General features: G+C 44.9%; 18 protein-coding genes and 1 pseudogene. 12 read left to right on the forward strand and 7 right to left on the reverse strand.

The genetic code is table 11. The features are described 5' to 3' along the window. Positions 1 to 200 precede the first annotated feature (200 nt). Together B9Z54_RS00070 and B9Z54_RS00075 are read left to right on the forward strand one after the other, a co-directional pair. The gene (locus B9Z54_RS00070) at positions 201 to 1,106 is read left to right on the forward strand and encodes a GDSL-type esterase/lipase family protein (protein ID WP_113926526.1); all 906 of its coding nucleotides are present in this window, start codon (positions 201 to 203) and stop codon (positions 1,104 to 1,106) included. Positions 1,107 to 1,167: 61 nt separating this feature from the next. Next, entirely contained in the window at positions 1,168 to 1,611 is a 444-nt protein-coding gene (locus B9Z54_RS00075; RefSeq protein WP_113926527.1) for a YueI family protein, read from the forward strand. A gap of 384 nt (positions 1,612 to 1,995) precedes the next feature. On the opposite strand, the gene B9Z54_RS00080 is transcribed toward B9Z54_RS00075, so the two are convergent. The 3 genes from B9Z54_RS00080 to B9Z54_RS00085 form a co-directional block, all read right to left on the reverse strand. Then, positions 1,996 to 3,084 carry an AbrB family transcriptional regulator gene (locus tag B9Z54_RS00080; protein WP_162785019.1) on the reverse strand — a complete coding sequence of 363 codons (1,089 nt, stop codon included), beginning with the start codon at positions 3,082 to 3,084 and terminating at the stop codon, positions 1,996 to 1,998. A 119-nt stretch (positions 3,085 to 3,203) separates the two neighbouring features. Further along, positions 3,204 to 3,479: a hypothetical protein gene (locus B9Z54_RS24530; RefSeq protein WP_162785020.1), complete on the reverse strand. Its 276-nt coding sequence runs from the start codon at positions 3,477 to 3,479 to the stop codon at positions 3,204 to 3,206. A 198-nt stretch (positions 3,480 to 3,677) separates the two neighbouring features. Beyond that, positions 3,678 to 4,034 carry a cupin domain-containing protein gene (locus B9Z54_RS00085; RefSeq protein WP_113926529.1) on the reverse strand — a complete coding sequence of 119 codons (357 nt, stop codon included), beginning with the start codon at positions 4,032 to 4,034 and terminating at the stop codon, positions 3,678 to 3,680. 431 nt (positions 4,035 to 4,465) lie between these two features. Between B9Z54_RS00085 and gatC the strand changes: the two genes are divergently transcribed. From gatC to B9Z54_RS00105, 4 genes are all read left to right on the forward strand, one after another. After that, complete coding sequence (gene gatC, locus B9Z54_RS00090) at positions 4,466 to 4,756, forward strand: Asp-tRNA(Asn)/Glu-tRNA(Gln) amidotransferase subunit GatC (RefSeq protein ID WP_113926530.1); 291 nt, start codon at positions 4,466 to 4,468, stop codon at positions 4,754 to 4,756. A 12-nt stretch (positions 4,757 to 4,768) separates the two neighbouring features. Further along, positions 4,769 to 6,229 (forward strand): Asp-tRNA(Asn)/Glu-tRNA(Gln) amidotransferase subunit GatA, encoded by a 1,461-nt coding sequence (gene gatA / locus B9Z54_RS00095; RefSeq protein ID WP_113926531.1) that lies wholly within the window; start codon positions 4,769 to 4,771, stop codon positions 6,227 to 6,229. A gap of 12 nt (positions 6,230 to 6,241) precedes the next feature. After that, the gene (gatB, locus tag B9Z54_RS00100; protein ID WP_113926532.1) at positions 6,242 to 7,672 is read left to right on the forward strand and encodes an Asp-tRNA(Asn)/Glu-tRNA(Gln) amidotransferase subunit GatB; all 1,431 of its coding nucleotides are present in this window, start codon (positions 6,242 to 6,244) and stop codon (positions 7,670 to 7,672) included. Between the two features lie 708 nt (positions 7,673 to 8,380). Further along, positions 8,381 to 8,707, forward strand: coding sequence for a hypothetical protein (locus B9Z54_RS00105; protein ID WP_113926533.1), 327 nt, complete (start codon positions 8,381 to 8,383; stop codon positions 8,705 to 8,707). Between the two features lie 126 nt (positions 8,708 to 8,833). Here B9Z54_RS00105 and B9Z54_RS00110 read toward each other — a convergent pair whose 3' ends face one another. The 3 genes from B9Z54_RS00110 to B9Z54_RS00120 all read right to left on the reverse strand — a co-directional run bounded on the left by B9Z54_RS00110 (position 8,834) and on the right by B9Z54_RS00120 (position 10,919). Next, positions 8,834 to 9,184: a VOC family protein gene (locus B9Z54_RS00110; protein ID WP_113926534.1), complete on the reverse strand. Its 351-nt coding sequence runs from the start codon at positions 9,182 to 9,184 to the stop codon at positions 8,834 to 8,836. Between the two features lie 60 nt (positions 9,185 to 9,244). Further along, positions 9,245 to 10,237 carry a biotin synthase BioB gene (bioB, locus tag B9Z54_RS00115; RefSeq protein ID WP_113926535.1) on the reverse strand — a complete coding sequence of 331 codons (993 nt, stop codon included), beginning with the start codon at positions 10,235 to 10,237 and terminating at the stop codon, positions 9,245 to 9,247. 103 nt (positions 10,238 to 10,340) lie between these two features. Then, positions 10,341 to 10,919, reverse strand: a complete 579-nt coding sequence (locus B9Z54_RS00120; protein ID WP_113926536.1) for a biotin transporter BioY — start codon at positions 10,917 to 10,919, stop codon at positions 10,341 to 10,343. Positions 10,920 to 11,132: 213 nt separating this feature from the next. Here B9Z54_RS00120 and B9Z54_RS00125 point away from each other — a divergent pair, with 213 nt between their 5' ends. The 3 genes from B9Z54_RS00125 to B9Z54_RS00135 all read left to right on the forward strand — a co-directional run bounded on the left by B9Z54_RS00125 (position 11,133) and on the right by B9Z54_RS00135 (position 13,220). Continuing rightward, positions 11,133 to 11,627 (forward strand): P-loop NTPase family protein, encoded by a 495-nt coding sequence (locus tag B9Z54_RS00125; RefSeq protein WP_205207638.1) that lies wholly within the window; start codon positions 11,133 to 11,135, stop codon positions 11,625 to 11,627. Continuing rightward, on the forward strand, positions 11,624 to 12,397 hold the full coding sequence (locus tag B9Z54_RS00130) for an HAD-IIB family hydrolase (RefSeq protein ID WP_113926537.1): 774 nt from the start codon (positions 11,624 to 11,626) through the stop codon (positions 12,395 to 12,397). Before B9Z54_RS00125 ends, B9Z54_RS00130 begins: the two co-directional genes overlap by 4 nt. 403 nt (positions 12,398 to 12,800) lie before the next feature. Further along, positions 12,801 to 13,220: a hypothetical protein gene (locus B9Z54_RS00135; protein WP_113926538.1), complete on the forward strand. Its 420-nt coding sequence runs from the start codon at positions 12,801 to 12,803 to the stop codon at positions 13,218 to 13,220. Here the strand turns inward: B9Z54_RS00135 and B9Z54_RS24535 are convergent. Continuing rightward, complete coding sequence (locus B9Z54_RS24535) at positions 13,217 to 13,372, reverse strand: hypothetical protein (RefSeq protein WP_162785021.1); 156 nt, start codon at positions 13,370 to 13,372, stop codon at positions 13,217 to 13,219. The two genes, B9Z54_RS00135 and B9Z54_RS24535, sit on opposite strands and share 4 nt — an antisense overlap. A gap of 104 nt (positions 13,373 to 13,476) precedes the next feature. On the opposite strand from B9Z54_RS24535, the gene B9Z54_RS00140 reads away from it, so the two are divergent. The 3 genes and pseudogenes from B9Z54_RS00140 to B9Z54_RS00150 all read left to right on the forward strand — a co-directional run. Further along, entirely contained in the window at positions 13,477 to 13,911 is a 435-nt protein-coding gene (locus B9Z54_RS00140; RefSeq protein ID WP_113926539.1) for a DUF4257 domain-containing protein, read from the forward strand. A 492-nt stretch (positions 13,912 to 14,403) separates the two neighbouring features. Beyond that, positions 14,404 to 14,970 (forward strand): thioredoxin family protein, encoded by a 567-nt coding sequence (locus B9Z54_RS00145; RefSeq protein WP_205207639.1) that lies wholly within the window; start codon positions 14,404 to 14,406, stop codon positions 14,968 to 14,970. 221 nt (positions 14,971 to 15,191) lie between these two features. Beyond that, a pseudogene (locus B9Z54_RS00150) lies at positions 15,192 to 15,438 on the forward strand (IS4 family transposase); the annotation flags it as partial.

Consider the following 15,438-nt stretch of genomic DNA (forward strand, 5'->3'; position numbering starts at 1 on the left):
CTCTTCGGGGGTCAAATAACCCAAAGGTAATGAAAGGAAAGAGCGCCTTTTATTCTCTGAGGAACATTTGCCTGCCGGAGCTGATCAGGGCGCTTCCGCTTTTGAATGAATTTATACGTATTAAGCTATGGGGACATGCCGATACTGCTACTGTCTAAATAACCCTTTATGATCAATTCAACCAAAAAGGCGGAGTCAGCATGAAAAAGGTATTCTTTATCATTTTTCCAGCGGCGGCAGTGATGCTCGCGTTATTCTATACCTTTCCCTCTTCGATAAGTTCTCCCGATTCCAATCAAATGGAGGAGTCGCTGATTGACGAACCAGCATTTTTTTCGAAAGTGATCGAAGCGGAAAAGAAATCATTAGGAAGTGAAGTTGAATTTAATATGGAGAGAGTCGCATTTCAGTATCAGGAGGCTGAGATTGACATCCCGCACAGCAAAATCGACGGTGATAGCTTTGCGATCATAGGAATCGGAGACTCTCTGACCTTGGGAACGGGCAGTGAGGAGACAGGAGGCTACTTGGACTCCATTAAATCCTATTACGAACAGCAGAATGAGAAGGTAGTTCTGGCTAATCATAGTGAGTATGGGGCTCAGGCCGGACATTTATTGAAAATGCTCGAACAGCCAAATCTTCAGAGTGACATTGAACAAGCGGATGTAATATTTATGACTGTTGGAGGCAATGATCTGGTCTCTGTTTTCAATCACAACTTCACTGACTTGACTATCGGGGATTTTACAAAGGGAGAAGAAAGCTTCAAAGCGGATCTTCGGAAAATCATGTCCACCATCCGTCTTCTGAATAAAGATGTGCCGGTCTATTTTATTGGTATTTTTAACCCTGTCTTTGAATCCCTGGCCGAAATAAAAGAGTTTAATGAAATCATTTCATCTTGGAATGTTTCGACGAAAAACTTATTGGAAATGTATCCTAATACAACCTTCATATCGATTCAGCATCTATTTGAGGATGGAACAAATAAGTATTTGGCGGAAGATTTTTTTCATCCCAATGAGGAAGGATATAGAAGGATCGGCAAGGAAATCATTTCGCGGACAGAAGAAATGCTGCTGGTACAGAGAAATCCCTTGTAATTGCATTTTTTTTAACCGTGACATATAGTGTAGGGAATCCGAGTATCATGTTGGAGGTGTAATGGTGGAAAGACCGAATGTGGATGAATATTTACAGCAGGGAATGTATGGACAGAAGCAGACGAAACCGGACGAACGGAGGAAGTTCCTCGGGACGATAAGGGAAAGGATCGTGTTTGCTTTGACCCAGCGGCAGGTCAGGAGAAAGGGAACTCTGCCTCAGGCTGAAGCCTTAATGAAAGAGAATGAGGGCGCACATATGTTTTTGAATGGAAATATGAGCTATACGTACCTCTCCAAATATATCAAGCTTGCCGGAAAATACGGCATTCACTATACGATGGTGACCAACAAGGAGCATAACACAGACATCGGCCTGGTGCTCGCATATCCACATGCCATAGATAAAGAAGAAATTTACATCGACGATAATCAAGAAGGCCAACAGGCTAAGCCCAAAGTAAAAGCTAAAAAGAAATCCTTCTTCGCGAAGTTGTTTCGATAATAATGTCCATTCAATAAGAGGCTGGGACATAAGTAGAAAACCAATCGATTCAAGTTAAAATAATCGAAAATAAAACCGCTTGAGTTCAAGGTTATATACTTGACATCATGCGGTTTTTTATTTTATTAGGCTCTATTTAAAAGATGTTGCTCTTAAGGTTATTTACCGCTTTTTCCTGAACGTAGACGGATTGGAGCGGAAGGTGTGCGACCTCCTGCGGGACTAGCGGGACAGGTGAGACCCCACAGGCAAAGCCGAGGAGGCTCAACGCCCGCCCCGCGGAGTCGTGCACCTGGAGCGGAAATCCATTCTTTTTACTCAGTTACATTCTTTACGAAGAGAGCCTTTTAATAAGGTTTTGTCCCAGCCTCTTTCGTTTTCTGTTTACATTCCGGAATCAGTCGAATCCGACATGAACATTCTTCTCTTGAAGAGCCATTTGAGGATGATCGGTACGACAAACAGAATGAACAGGATGCGGAATAAATGGTAGCCGGTAATGATGGATAGGTCGGCATGTAACGCCTGTCCCACGATGGCCATTTCTGCCATTCCTCCAGGAGCCATGCTGAGGAATGACGTGATGAATGAAATGTGATGCGACGCCATCAATATAGCTCCGAGCCCGAACGTGAAGGCGACAAGCAGGATTGATGTTGCCACAGTAAGCCCAATGAATTTGGATAGTGAACCAGAGCCCTCGAATTTCATCATTTTACTAAAGTAAATTCCGAGGAAAATCTGGGCGGCGATGATAGCTGCATCAGGCATATGGGGGACAGCGATTCCAGATGCCGATAACAGACCGATTCCCAGGATGGGTCCCAATAAAGTCGGAGTGGGAAGCTTGATCTTGACCGCAATCAGGGCGGAGACAGCCGCAGCGGCAAAAAAGATCAGCAGCGGGGGGCTTATAGTAAAAGCTGTTGATGCTGGATCCTCCACAAGCCCGTCTTTCGCTCCTTGAAAAAGGGGGCTGAACGCCAGGAAGGGAACAATGAAAATTACTGACAGGAGCCGGACGACCTGGATGATCGTGACAACGGTGACATCGATATCCTCGAGTTCTTCACCCAGGACAACCATCTGTGACAGCCCGCCCGGAATGCAGCCTGTAATGGTAGACTTCAAATTGATTCCCGTCAATTTCGTAATGAACAGGGCGAGTACACCGCTGAATAAGAGAAGCAGCACAGTCAGGAACAGCATCCATGGAAGCTGGTGGAATATTTCAAGTGCTGTATCCCGTGAAAACGACTGGCCGATTGCATACCCGACGATAATCAAGCCGATATTCCGAAAAATGGGAGGCCAATATACCTTAAAAGGAGTCAGCTTTTCTGCAGCGAACACCGCTGTCATGGAACCGAGCATCCATGCGAGAGGAATTTGCAGCAGACTGAAAACCCATCCCCCGGCCAAGCCTATCAGAAGTGTATAAAAAATTTTAAAAACATAAGATCCCTTCTTCAACGAGTAGTAATATCGTAATGTTTGTATTGATGAAACCGTTTATTTTTGGATCAGCAAAAAATTTCATCATGCTGTCTTGAATTGCGGGCAGCTTTAGCTGTATTTAAAGGTTTGTGATATTAAATCGAATCAACCTTACTTTTTATTTTTAATAGAGATTGCAGCGGAAAATCCAGTCTTAATGAGAATAAGCTTACCACATGGGTTGTTGAAAGAGAAAACCCTCTGCTTAAGAAGTCGTTTAGTTCTCCTATCGATGTGCACAGGCCGTCTATCAACGTTTTTGGTGCTGCTATCGACGAATTCAGATCGTCTATCAACGAAAAAGGTGCTGCTATCGATGAATTCAGACTATCTATCAACGAATTTGACTCTCTTATCAACGAATTCGGCATTTCACCAACTTCTATCAACAGGAGGCGAGGTCCTAATGGGTAGCAGGGGTGCTGTTCACAATAAAAAAAGCTGCCCTCTGAGTCCATGACTCGCAAGGGCAGTTTCTTTTAAACAGGATGAGTTCACTCACCTGCCATTATTCCGGATATGAGTTTGCCGGCTAAGTATTAGATTGTCCGCGCAGAAGAGCATGTAACCTATTTCAAATCTAAAAATCTTTCAGGGTCGAATTCTTCCCCTTCCGCAATAATGGCGGTCATTCCGGTATCAGAGCCGGATTCGTGATTCTCGCCGGTATCCCAGAACACAGCAGTCCCTTTATCAACAGGGATCTTTTCCCCGCCTTCAATCCTTACCCAGCCGCTTCCGTCCGTTACGATGAACAGCTGCGGACACATCGCTTCATGCATCCCGAGAACACTGTTCTTGTCAAGGTACATACAGCCGATCTGAAAGGGCTTGTCTGACTTTACCAGCGGATGAATGACAGCTCCTTTGCTTTCGAAGCGGTCAATGACTTTTCCGTCCTGTTGGTAGTATGTAAAAATCCTCACAGAAATCACCTCAACCCACTATTCGCCAAGTGTTTCTCATTTCCTTCTATATTAAGACATTTTCTAAATTGTTCCTTTCGAAAAAAATCAAGATTTTTCCCTTGAGCCGGAGTTTAGCGATAGTTTTCAAAATTTAAATTAAATATCAGCAAAATTTACGACAAGAGCCTATATTAATGAAGAAACCCGCCGCCGACTTATACTTTCGGGAAAAAAAGCTAATCATGTTAGAATGGGGTTAGAGACTTTAGCACACTGAAGTACGAAAAGGGACAGTCCCTCTTAGTGCATTAACGCGTTAAACCAGGAAGCCCTGTCAAAAGAGGTTGAAAAAAACAGCGAAATGACGGGACTTAGTTGCCATTTCGACTGATATTTTGATATTATCAATAGTATTGCTAGTGTTCGAAATTTTGCGGAGGTGAAAGAGTATGTCAAGAATCTCAGAAGATCAAGTCAAGCATGTGGCTCACCTTGCCCGTCTTGCGATCACGGAAGAAGAAGCTCAAAAATTCACGACTCAATTGGATGCCATCATTGGCTTTGCAGAGCAGCTGACTGAGCTCGATACAGAGAAGGTCGACCCGACAACACATGTGTTGGAGATGAAGAATATCGTGCGTGAAGATAAGCCTGTGAAAGGTTTGCCGCAGGAAGAAGTACTGAAAAACGCACCAGACCACCAGGATGGACAGGTACGTGTGCCATCTGTTTTAGAATAGGAGGGGAATTCAATGTCATTATTCGACCATAAATTAACGGAACTTCATGAACTGATGCAGAAGAAAGAAGTTTCTGTCAGCGATTTAGTGAGTGAGTCTTATAAAAGAATCGACGCGGTTGAAGGAAAAGTGAAAGCTTTTTTAACGCTCGATGAAGAAAATGCACGTGCAAAAGCAAAGGAACTGGATAAGAAAATTGGAACGGACGAAGCAAAGGGCTTGCTGTTCGGTATGCCGATCGGTGTGAAAGACAACATCGTGACGAAAGACCTCCGCACAACCTGTGCAAGTAAAATCCTTGAAAACTTCAATCCGATTTATGATGCGACAGTCGTTAATAAACTTCGTGACGCGGAAACAGTAACAATCGGAAAGCTGAACATGGACGAATTCGCCATGGGCTCTTCTACGGAAAACTCCGGCTTCCAAAAAACCAGCAACCCGTGGAATCTTGATACGGTGCCAGGCGGTTCATCAGGTGGATCAGCGGCTTCCGTTGCAGCAGGAGAAGTACCATTTTCCCTTGGTTCAGATACAGGCGGATCGATCCGCCAGCCGGCAGCCTTTACAGGAACTGTTGGATTAAAGCCTACATATGGACGTGTTTCCCGTTTTGGTCTTGTGGCATTCGCGTCTTCCCTTGATCAGATCGGACCAATCACGCGCAACGTTGAAGACAACGCATACCTTTTACAAGCCATTGCAGGAGTAGACCCGAATGATACGACGTCTGCCAACGTTGAAGTGCCAGACTATGCTTCAGCTCTGACAGGTGATATCAAAGGCTTGAAAATCGCTGTACCGAAAGAATACCTTGGTGAAGGTGTAGGAGAAGAAGCCCGTCAATCGGTCATGGCCGCGTTGAAGCTGCTTGAAAGCATGGGAGCGACGGTTGATGAAGTATCTCTTCCACACTCGAAATATGGTGTAGCTACATACTATATCCTTGCTTCATCCGAGGCTTCATCCAACCTGAGCCGTTTTGACGGAATCCGTTACGGCTACCGCACGCCAAATCCTGAGAACCTTCTCGATCTTTACAAAAAGACCCGTGCAGAAGGCTTTGGTGATGAGGTGAAACGCCGTATCATGCTTGGTACCTTCGCGCTGAGCTCCGGCTATTATGATGCTTACTACAAAAAAGGCCAGCAGGCACGTACGTTGATCAAAAAAGACTTTGAAGATGTCTTTGAAAATTATGATGTCATCATTGGACCGACAACGCCGACTCCTGCTTTTAAAATCGGGGAAAAAATCGATGACCCGCTTACGATGTATGCGAATGATCTTTTAACCATCCCAGTGAACCTTGCGGGGGTGCCGGGAATCTCCGTTCCATGCGGTTTTTCAAAAGACGGGCTTCCACTTGGACTGCAAATCATCGGAAAGCACTTTGATGAAAGCACAATTTACCGTGTTGCACATGCTTATGAGCAGGCAACAGACTTCCATACACAAAAACCACAATTGTAAGGGGTGAAATCAATGAACTTTGAAACGATTATCGGACTTGAAGTCCATGTTGAGCTAAAAACAGATTCGAAAATGTTTTCTCCTGCCCCGAACCATTTCGGCGCAGAGCCAAACACCAACACAAACGTGATCGATTTAGGGTATCCGGGCGTACTGCCGGTTGTTAACAAGCGTGCCATCGATTTCGGAATGAAGGCAGCCCTTGCCCTGAACTGTGAAATCGCGTCAGATACCAAGTTCGACCGCAAAAACTATTTCTATCCTGATAACCCGAAAGCCTACCAGATCTCACAGTTCGATAAGCCAATCGGTGAGAATGGATGGATTGAAATCGAGGTGGACGGCTATAAAAAACGTATCGGGATCACCCGCCTGCATCTTGAAGAGGATGCCGGAAAACTGAATCACTCTGGCGACGGCTACTCGCTCGTTGATTACAACCGCCAAGGTACACCGCTGATTGAAATCGTATCTGAGCCGGATCTTCGTACACCGGCTGAAGCGTATGCTTACTTGGAAAAATTAAAATCGATCATCCAATATACAGGCGTTTCCGATTGTAAAATGGAAGAAGGTTCCCTTCGCTGTGACGCCAACATCTCATTACGCCCGATCGGCCAGGAGAAGTTCGGTACAAAGGCGGAGCTGAAGAACCTGAACTCCTTCAACTTCGTGCGCAAAGGACTTGAGCACGAGCAGATCCGCCAGGAAAAAGTACTGCTTTCAGGCGGAATCATCGAGCAGGAAACACGCCGTTTCGACGAAGCGACAGGCAAAACGATCCTTATGCGTGTCAAAGAAGGATCGGATGATTACCGTTACTTCCCTGAACCGGATCTAGTGCTTCTTCACATCGATGAGGAGTGGAAAGAGCGCGTCCGCGCGGAAATTCCGGAGCTTCCGGATGCCCGTAAAAAACGTTATGTAGAAGATATGGGCCTGCCTGCGTATGACGCGATGGTCCTTACGCTCACGAAGGAAATGTCCGATTACTTCGAAGCAACAGTAGCTGATGGAGCCGACATCAAACAGGCATCCAACTGGCTGATGGGTGAAGTATCTGCCTACATGAACGCTGAACAAAAAGAACTGCAGGACCTGCCGATGACACCGGAAGGACTTGCAGGCATGATCAAGCTGATCCAGGACGGAACACTGTCTTCTAAAATGGCGAAGAAAGTCTTCAAGGAGCTTGTTGAAAAAGGTGGAGACCCTTCGCAAATCGTCAAAGAAAAAGGATTGGTCCAAATCTCTGATGAAGGAGAACTTCTGAAAATCGTCTCTGCGACGCTGGACGACAATCCGCAGTCCATCGAAGACTTCAAGAACGGTAAAGACCGTGCCCTTGGATTCCTTGTAGGACAGATCATGAAAAAGACCAAAGGCCAGGCCAACCCGCCGATGGTCAACAAACTATTGATCGAAGAAATGAACAAACGTTAATAAGGCTATCTTAATGAACCCGACCGGCTGATGCCGGCGGGTTTTTTATGTGGATTGGGCAGTGGGGGAGCTGGATAGTGCAATTGATTGATGACTTAGAATGAGCTTTGTCCGCAGGTCGCTGCAGCAGATGACACTCGAACCGATTTTGAGAGACACCTGCTGCAGAAAACCAGCCATGTGGTGTTACTCGAATAGTTCCCGAGAGACACCAGCCGCCGAAAATCAGCCCCCAGTTTCCCAAGAGAGCCCCTACCTGCCCAAACTGCAAGAGATCCACTTCAATAGGTCACCAAGAAAGCTCCTACCTGCCCAAACTGAAAGAGATCCACTGCAAAAGGTCACCAAGAGAGCTCCTACCTGCCCAAACTGCAAGAGTTCCACTTCAAAAGGTCACCAAGAAAGCTCATGCCTGCCCAAACTACAAGATTTCCACTTCAAAAGGTCACCAAGAAAGCCCTTAAATACCCAACCTCCCTGACTCAAGCTGAAGTTAGCCATCACATACAGCTCCCGACTATTCAAGATGCTATGAAAATATCGGAACAGAAGGGTGAGTAATTAAAGCACCCAGGAGCCAGTGGCTGAATTCACAAAGGCAGGGAAACTCACCGGTAGTATAGAAGTAGTATAAGTGGCGGGATGTGAAGCAAGAACAGGCAGTATGACTGTTAACTCCTACCATTTTGCAAATCGAGGTGAAGAAGGATGTCGAAGGAAATTTATTGTGACTTCTGCCAAAAGCAGATCAAAGTGAGAGATGATCTCATAACTTCAACAATGATGCTAGAGGTGGTTCCGTTTCATGAGAGTTGCTTTGGAAGCAATATTAAAGGAGCAAGGACGTTATTCGTAAGCAATGAACCCATCAATGGCTTGGCGGGTAATGTCACCGCGGTCATTTCACTGATTCTGGCCGCGCTTTGGCCGATATTTGCAGAAGGGGTAATGAAATGGGTATTTTTACTGGCATTAATCCCAGTTGGATATAGAATTTATTCTTTTGTAAAATTTGAACGCCATCTGGAAAAATAGGAAGAAAATTAGTTGGGGAATAGAGCGAAGGTAATGTGGTTCTAAATTTGTCCCGGCCGCATACTTTTCCATATGAAAAACGCTTGGTAGAAGCTGTTCAACCTTCTTCCAAGCGTTTATTTTTATCTATTCGATGAACTGTAAATATTCCAAGGTGTTCCCAAATGGGTCTTTGAAGCTTATGTATTTACCCGGCGGGCAGTCTGCAGGTTCCGGCATTAGAAGCTCCACTCCCCGGCTTTTAAGCTCCTGTGCCGTCTGGTAAATATCCGCTGTCTGCAGTCCCAGGACGATTCCCGAACCACCTGCGTTTTGCTGCTTCCTCTCTTCCAAAACAATCGGCAGCCCATCATGAACAAGTGAAACTATGGAAGCTCCATACCTTTTATTCACTTCAAATCCAAGTACATCACCGTAAAAATCTAGGGCTTCATTCATATCCTCTACATAAATACTGATCACGCAAGCCTGTGCCATCCCGATTCCTCCTCCGTTAGTGCTTTAAAGTACAAAACAAACTCAATAGACCTGGTATTATTATACAGTTTCTGGAGCAGGAACGTAATCAATTTCGAACCCTAGATCTTTAAGCATTTCATGATCTTTGGTGCTTTCCTGTCCTGCAGTTGTCAGGTAGTCGCCGACGAAGATGGAGTTGGCGGCATATAGGCCAAGCGGTTGAAGGCTGCGCAGGTTGACTTCCCGGCCGCCGGAAATCCTGATTTCTTTAGAAGGATTGATATACCTGAACAGCGCCAGCGCTTTCAAGCAATATCGCGGATCAAGCTCATCCGTCCCTTGGAGTGGGGTTCCGTCGATCGCATGCAGGAAATTGACCGGAATCGAATCGGCATCGAGGGCCTTCAGACTGCGTGCCATGTCAATGACATCTTCCTTGGTTTCCTTCATCCCGATGATGACACCAGAGCAAGGGGAGATGCCCGCTTCTTTTGCTGTGTTGACCGTCGAGACCCTGTCATCGTATGTATGTGAAGTGGTGATGCTGTCATGGTGGCCTTTTGAGGTGTTGAGGTTATGGTTGTAGCGGTCAACACCGGCATCCTTCAGCCGTCTGGCTTGTTCGGGCTTCAGGATTCCAAGGCAGGCGCAAATTTTTAAGTCATAACTCTGTTTTATTTCTTCCACAGCACTGATGACCGTATTGACGTCCCGGCTGCTTGGCCCGCGTCCGCTTGCCACGATGCAGTAAGTGCCGACATTCATTTTGTGTGCCTGTTCCGCTCCCTGCAGCAGCGTCTCTTTATTCACCATCCGGTAGGACTCAATCGGGGCACTGGAAATGGCAGACTGGGCACAGTAACCGCAGTTCTCGGGACACAATCCCGACTTGGCGTTCATGATCATGTTGAGCTTCACTTTCTTGCCGTAGTAATGCTTCCTTATCTGGAAAGCTCCGTGTAATAAAAGCAGGACCTCATCATCAGGGCATTCCAAAATCGATAGAGCTTCCCCATCTGTCAATTCTTCTCCATTCAGCACACGTCCTGCGAGTTCATTCCAATAGGTCATAGAATCTCGTCTCCTTTTTAAAATTTATTGGTCTGCCTTTCAGTAATAAATAACGATTGTTGGATAAAAAAATCCGGAAAAAAAGATTTCCGGATGTTCAAAATTATGCAGCTTTGCTCTTTAGGGTATTCGTGTTCTTGCGGATAGCAGACAGGAATCGCGGTGCCACAGCTCCGGCAAACGCTGAAAGAATAATATCTTTCGGCAGCGGAGCAAGCATCCATACCCATGCCATTTTATATGTGAATCCGTCAGGTGCATCTGCCCAGAAGATGTAAGCGGCATACATCCAGTTGGTGCCCAATACATAGTTGACAGCCATACCGACAAGGGCTGCGGTAATAAACATTTTTTTGCCTGGTTTCGCTTCTACCATTTTGCCGACAAGGTAGGCTACCAGAATATAAGAAAGAATGAATCCGAATGTTGGTTTTAGTAAAACACCAGGTCCTCCCGTGAAACCGGCAAAGACAGGCGCACCGACTAAACCGATCAGCGCATACACCGTCATGGAGATCGCTCCCAGTCTGCTTCCGAGAATCAATCCGGCCAGAACACAGAAGAACGTTTGCAGTGTGATCGGAACACCGCCGATGACAAGCATGGAAGTAAGGTTGGCGCCGATGGCCATTAAAGCGGCGAACATGGCAGCCATAGTGATGTCGATAGCTTTGAGTTTCATAGTATGTATCCTCCTATTTGTTTTCTGAAAATAGAATATATTAAAATCCTGTTTTGTGTCAACCTAATTATAATAATTGGTTAACTTAAATTTAAAGAAGGATTTATCTTACCCTAGAACGAAATAGAAGAGAGGGAATTTTTGCAGAGGAATTTCAGCAGTGCATCCCTTGAACAGGTACAACCTGAAATACTTAGAAAACCAGGAGTCACAATGAAAATAAATATGATCGGTTCGGTCGGCAGCGGAAAATCGACCCTTGGCAGAAGGATTTCCTCCGAAATGGGCATTCCTCTCTATGAATTGGACAACGTTGTCTGGCAGAGGAATGAAAGCGGGGATATCCGAAACAGCCCCGAAGTGCGCGACAAAGAATTTAATAGAATCATAAAGCAGAAGGACTGGATCATTGAAGGGGTCCATCATACATGGACAACCAACGGGTTCCGTGAGGCTGATATCATTATCTATCTCGACACCCCGGTCATGGTGAGGAACTGGCGGATCCTTAAACGCTTCACTGTCCAGAAGCTTGGCTTTGAAAAAGGAAACTACAAGCAGACTTGGAGTATGCTCAGGAAAATGTATCAGTGGAACTATCAATTCGAGAAGGTCAGTAAGCCGGAAATCATGAATATCCTTAAACCACATGGAGACAAGCTCAAAATAATCACAGACAATCGCAGCATAAAGGAGATCACTCTATGAAATTTGTATTTGATTTGGATGGAACGATTTGTTTCAAGGGACAGCCTGTTACAGAAAGGCTCATGGATGCGTTTGAAAAATTAACTGAAGCCGGTCATGAAGTTATTTTTGCATCAGCCAGGCCGATCCGCGACATGCTGCCGGTGATTCATCCCCGGTTTCATACCAACACTCTGATCGGCGGAAACGGCTCAATGATTTACAAGGACGGGGAACTGGTTTTTTCCCAGGCATTCCCGGAGGATGACCTGGAGCAGATCAAGGGGGTGATTAATAAGTATGAGGCCTCTTATTTGATAGATGGTGACTGGGATTATTGTTATACAGGTCCTGCCAATCACCCGATCGTGGGGAATCTCGATCAGGCAAACCTGGCAAACTCTGTGTCAATGGAAAGTCTGTACACAGTTTTGAAGGTGCTGATCCTGACGTCCAACGATTTTGAGAAGATGGCTGAAGAATTATCACTGCTGGATGTCACTCTCCATACTCACCGAAATGAAAAGGTGATTGATATTTCTCCTGAAAATATTGATAAATGGAGCGCGCTGAAAGCGATTGGCATCGCCGAGTCAGAATACATAGCGTTTGGAAATGACGCGAACGACATCACTTTATTTCAGCATGCGGTCCATTCCGTGATGATCGGCCATCATGATGAATTATCCTGGTATGCCACTGAATCCATTTCCCTGCAAGGGGATTGTGAGGGAAGTATCATCGGGAAATTGGAGGAGCTGGCGGAGAAGCAGCGTTTGATGCTGGCGTGAGTGAAATAGAGAAAATGAAAATTGCAGGCCGTCTCGGGATGCTCGTGAGGTAAGCAATACCTTTTCGGAACCCGGTGAACGATTAATGCCCCCTTTTTGCCGTCGGCGGCATGGATCTTAATCCATATACAGGTGGATCAGGTATGGGAGGATGGGAAGGTTCTATTTGATGGGTTTCGGTAAAAGACTGGCGGGGAGAATTTTATTAAGACTCTTTTAGAATACTTAGTATCCGGGGAACCGGATCTTGGGATTTTTCCAATAAGGCAAGGGAGGACTTTAAGATCATTTTATTAAATACAGATAATAAAGAAGTTGATCTTTTATACAGATGGCTTGGTTTTGTTAAAAATAGAAGGTATGCAAACGCAATTCATTACGTAGTATTGGAGTGTGGCACAGAATGACAGGGGAGGCTTCAATCTATCTGTTTTTTGCTGTTGTGCTGCTGTTTCTTACCCCATTTTTTATTATAAGTGGTATTAAAAAGGGACAGTCGCTTACGGATCAGTTTACCTCTAACGCAATATTGGTGCTCCTGTTCTTTGTTTCGGTCGGCGAGGTATTGAAGACGATGTGGGACGAAGGAAAGATGGAGCAATTCAATCAGTTTCTGTTCATCGGTTTTATTCTGGTTGGCGCGGTTCCTGCTTTGATTTTGTTTGTTTATCATTTTCCGAAAGAAATGGAAAAAATGAAGGATCCCAAGCAGTACAAACATCCGCTTGCTTACCGTTTCAGGTATTTCCTTCTGGTTATTTTATTTGCATTTCTGGGCGGGGCCCTGTTTATGCTGTATCAAAGCTACAAGGTTGTTTTTTAATTTTGTTTCATACGGTTCTTTTGGATGATTTTTTTGGCTAGGCGAAAATACATGTCTGCTTCTGACTTGCTTTCCGCCTTTTGCATCAAGACTAGGAAATTTTGGAATCGAAGCTTGTCGATTGACGAGACTTTCAGCACAATTTTACGCATGCGGCACCTTCCTCTGTAATGGACAAAATTGCGTCCAATTCTCTATTCAGAAAATTCTGTAAATAATGTATACTATTAGTAAATCAATCCAGAGGGTGGATGAAATGTCCTTAATTGAATTGATACTGTTACCGATGTTGATGGGAGGTATTGGTGGCTTAGGACATATTTTAGTTTTTAAAGGCGGCCGCTTTACATTTCCCCGTATTTTAGTGGATGAAGAAGGAGAAAAGCATTATGTCTTTGGATCCTCAAAGGATATCATTATTGGGGTGTTGGCCGGTTACTTGTCAGTATTGCCTGTTGTGGAAACTGTACCCGTCTGGTATGTGATTTATATCAGTTTATTATCCGGCATTGGCGGAAGTTCGGTCATTACGAGAAAAATCGAGCAAAACCTGGAAAGAACAAAATGGGAATACCTTCAAGAGCTTTCAAATTATCAGCTCGAGACGACCTCTACTATAGGAGGATCTTCAAAACATAATGAGGTGAAACCTGTTGGCGAAGTCCAAGAAAGAGAAGAAAACAACAGTTAAGTTGCCCCCGGAGCAATATTCCAAAGCAGAGACTTATTTGGAAAAAATAAAGGAGGCAGATAGCGTAACCGAGCTGAAGCATTACTACTCAAAGTTTAAGAATATTATTGAGAGCTCCCAGAAATGTTAATAGCAACGAGGCTGTAGCAAAAGCCGCAGTCTCTTTTTTATTGCGGGAAATTATACGCCAAGCCCCTCGGAGTCGAATAGCCCTGTGAAAAATTAAAGGAAAGCCTGTCTCTTTTTCTCTTAGGGGCATTTGCCGGTCGGTGCTGAGCAGGGCGCTTACGCTTTTAGTTTTCGCGGATTTCTTTCGCAGAATTATTTATTTCTTGCAAAGGTATGTATTTAGGTCTTTAATTAATTATATGCCTGTAAGCATATTATTTTCAAACAATACTTTTGAAAAAAGGATAATTTCTTGTTTTAAACCCAAAAGAGAAATGTGCTGAAATTACTCGGCGTTAGGAAGCAGCTACAAGGAGGATAATAATGGATCTGAAACAATGGTTTGAAAAGGGGCAGACCCCTCAAGATTATATAGATGGGATGGAAGCCCACAAAGATAACCTGCAGAAGGTATATCAAAGCTTTACCGTACCCGAAAGCGAGAAGGAAAACTTGAAACAGCTTGCTTCGGAAAATTTGAATGTGATTGTATTGACAGAGGACTGGTGCGGGGACGCGATGGTCAATCTCCCTGTCTTGTTAAGGATCGCGGAAGCAGCGGATATGGATGTGCGCACTCTGAACAGGGATGAAAACCTTGAATTGATGGATCAGTACTTAACAAACGGTACATCCAGGGCCATCCCGATTTTCATCTTCGTTGACAGCGACTTTACCGAGCAAGCGGTATGGGGTCCAAGGGCTCCGGTAGTCCAGCAGCTGGTGGATGAAGAGAAAGCCAAACTTCCGCCGCGCGACCATGAAACTTTCCCTGAAGCGCAAAAGGAAATGATCGGCAGGCTGACTGCCCAATACACAGGAAGCGAAGCCATCTGGCATGAAGTCTTCCAGAGCATCAAAACGACCCTTATGAATCAAGTGCAAATGTAAATCGGAAGGGGACTGTCCTGAATTCAGGGCGGTCCCTTTTTGTGTGGTGCTGCGTTAAAGCGCTAAAAGGGACTGTCCCTCACTAGCCTTGCACGTGTTACAAAATATGGAAGTCTGTGGATAAAAAATAAAAATGCTTCCCTAAACGCAAAAAAAGCCCTAATGTAGAAGATGCAGGACCATACTTGTTCCCAAATCTTCTACAAAAGGAGCTCATCACAATGAGTAAAAGTATAGGTCATGAGACGTTAATTTGTCAATGTTTAAAGTTATTGCCAACCGAGCACCTTAGATGTCCGCTGCTCGACTACAGAAAGAAGCTTAAAACAGAGTCCTTAATCAAAGTTTTTATCGCTGGCCAGTTAGATCAGTGGAATTCCTACAATCGTATGGAAGAGAAGCTATTCGCCCACCCATCTTTACGCGAGGAATTGGATCTCGATATGATCAGCGGCTCGCAATTAAGTC

This window comes from Bacillus sp. P14.5 (assembly GCF_003316765.1).
Lineage (GTDB): Bacteria > Bacillota > Bacilli > Bacillales > Bacillaceae_B > Rossellomorea.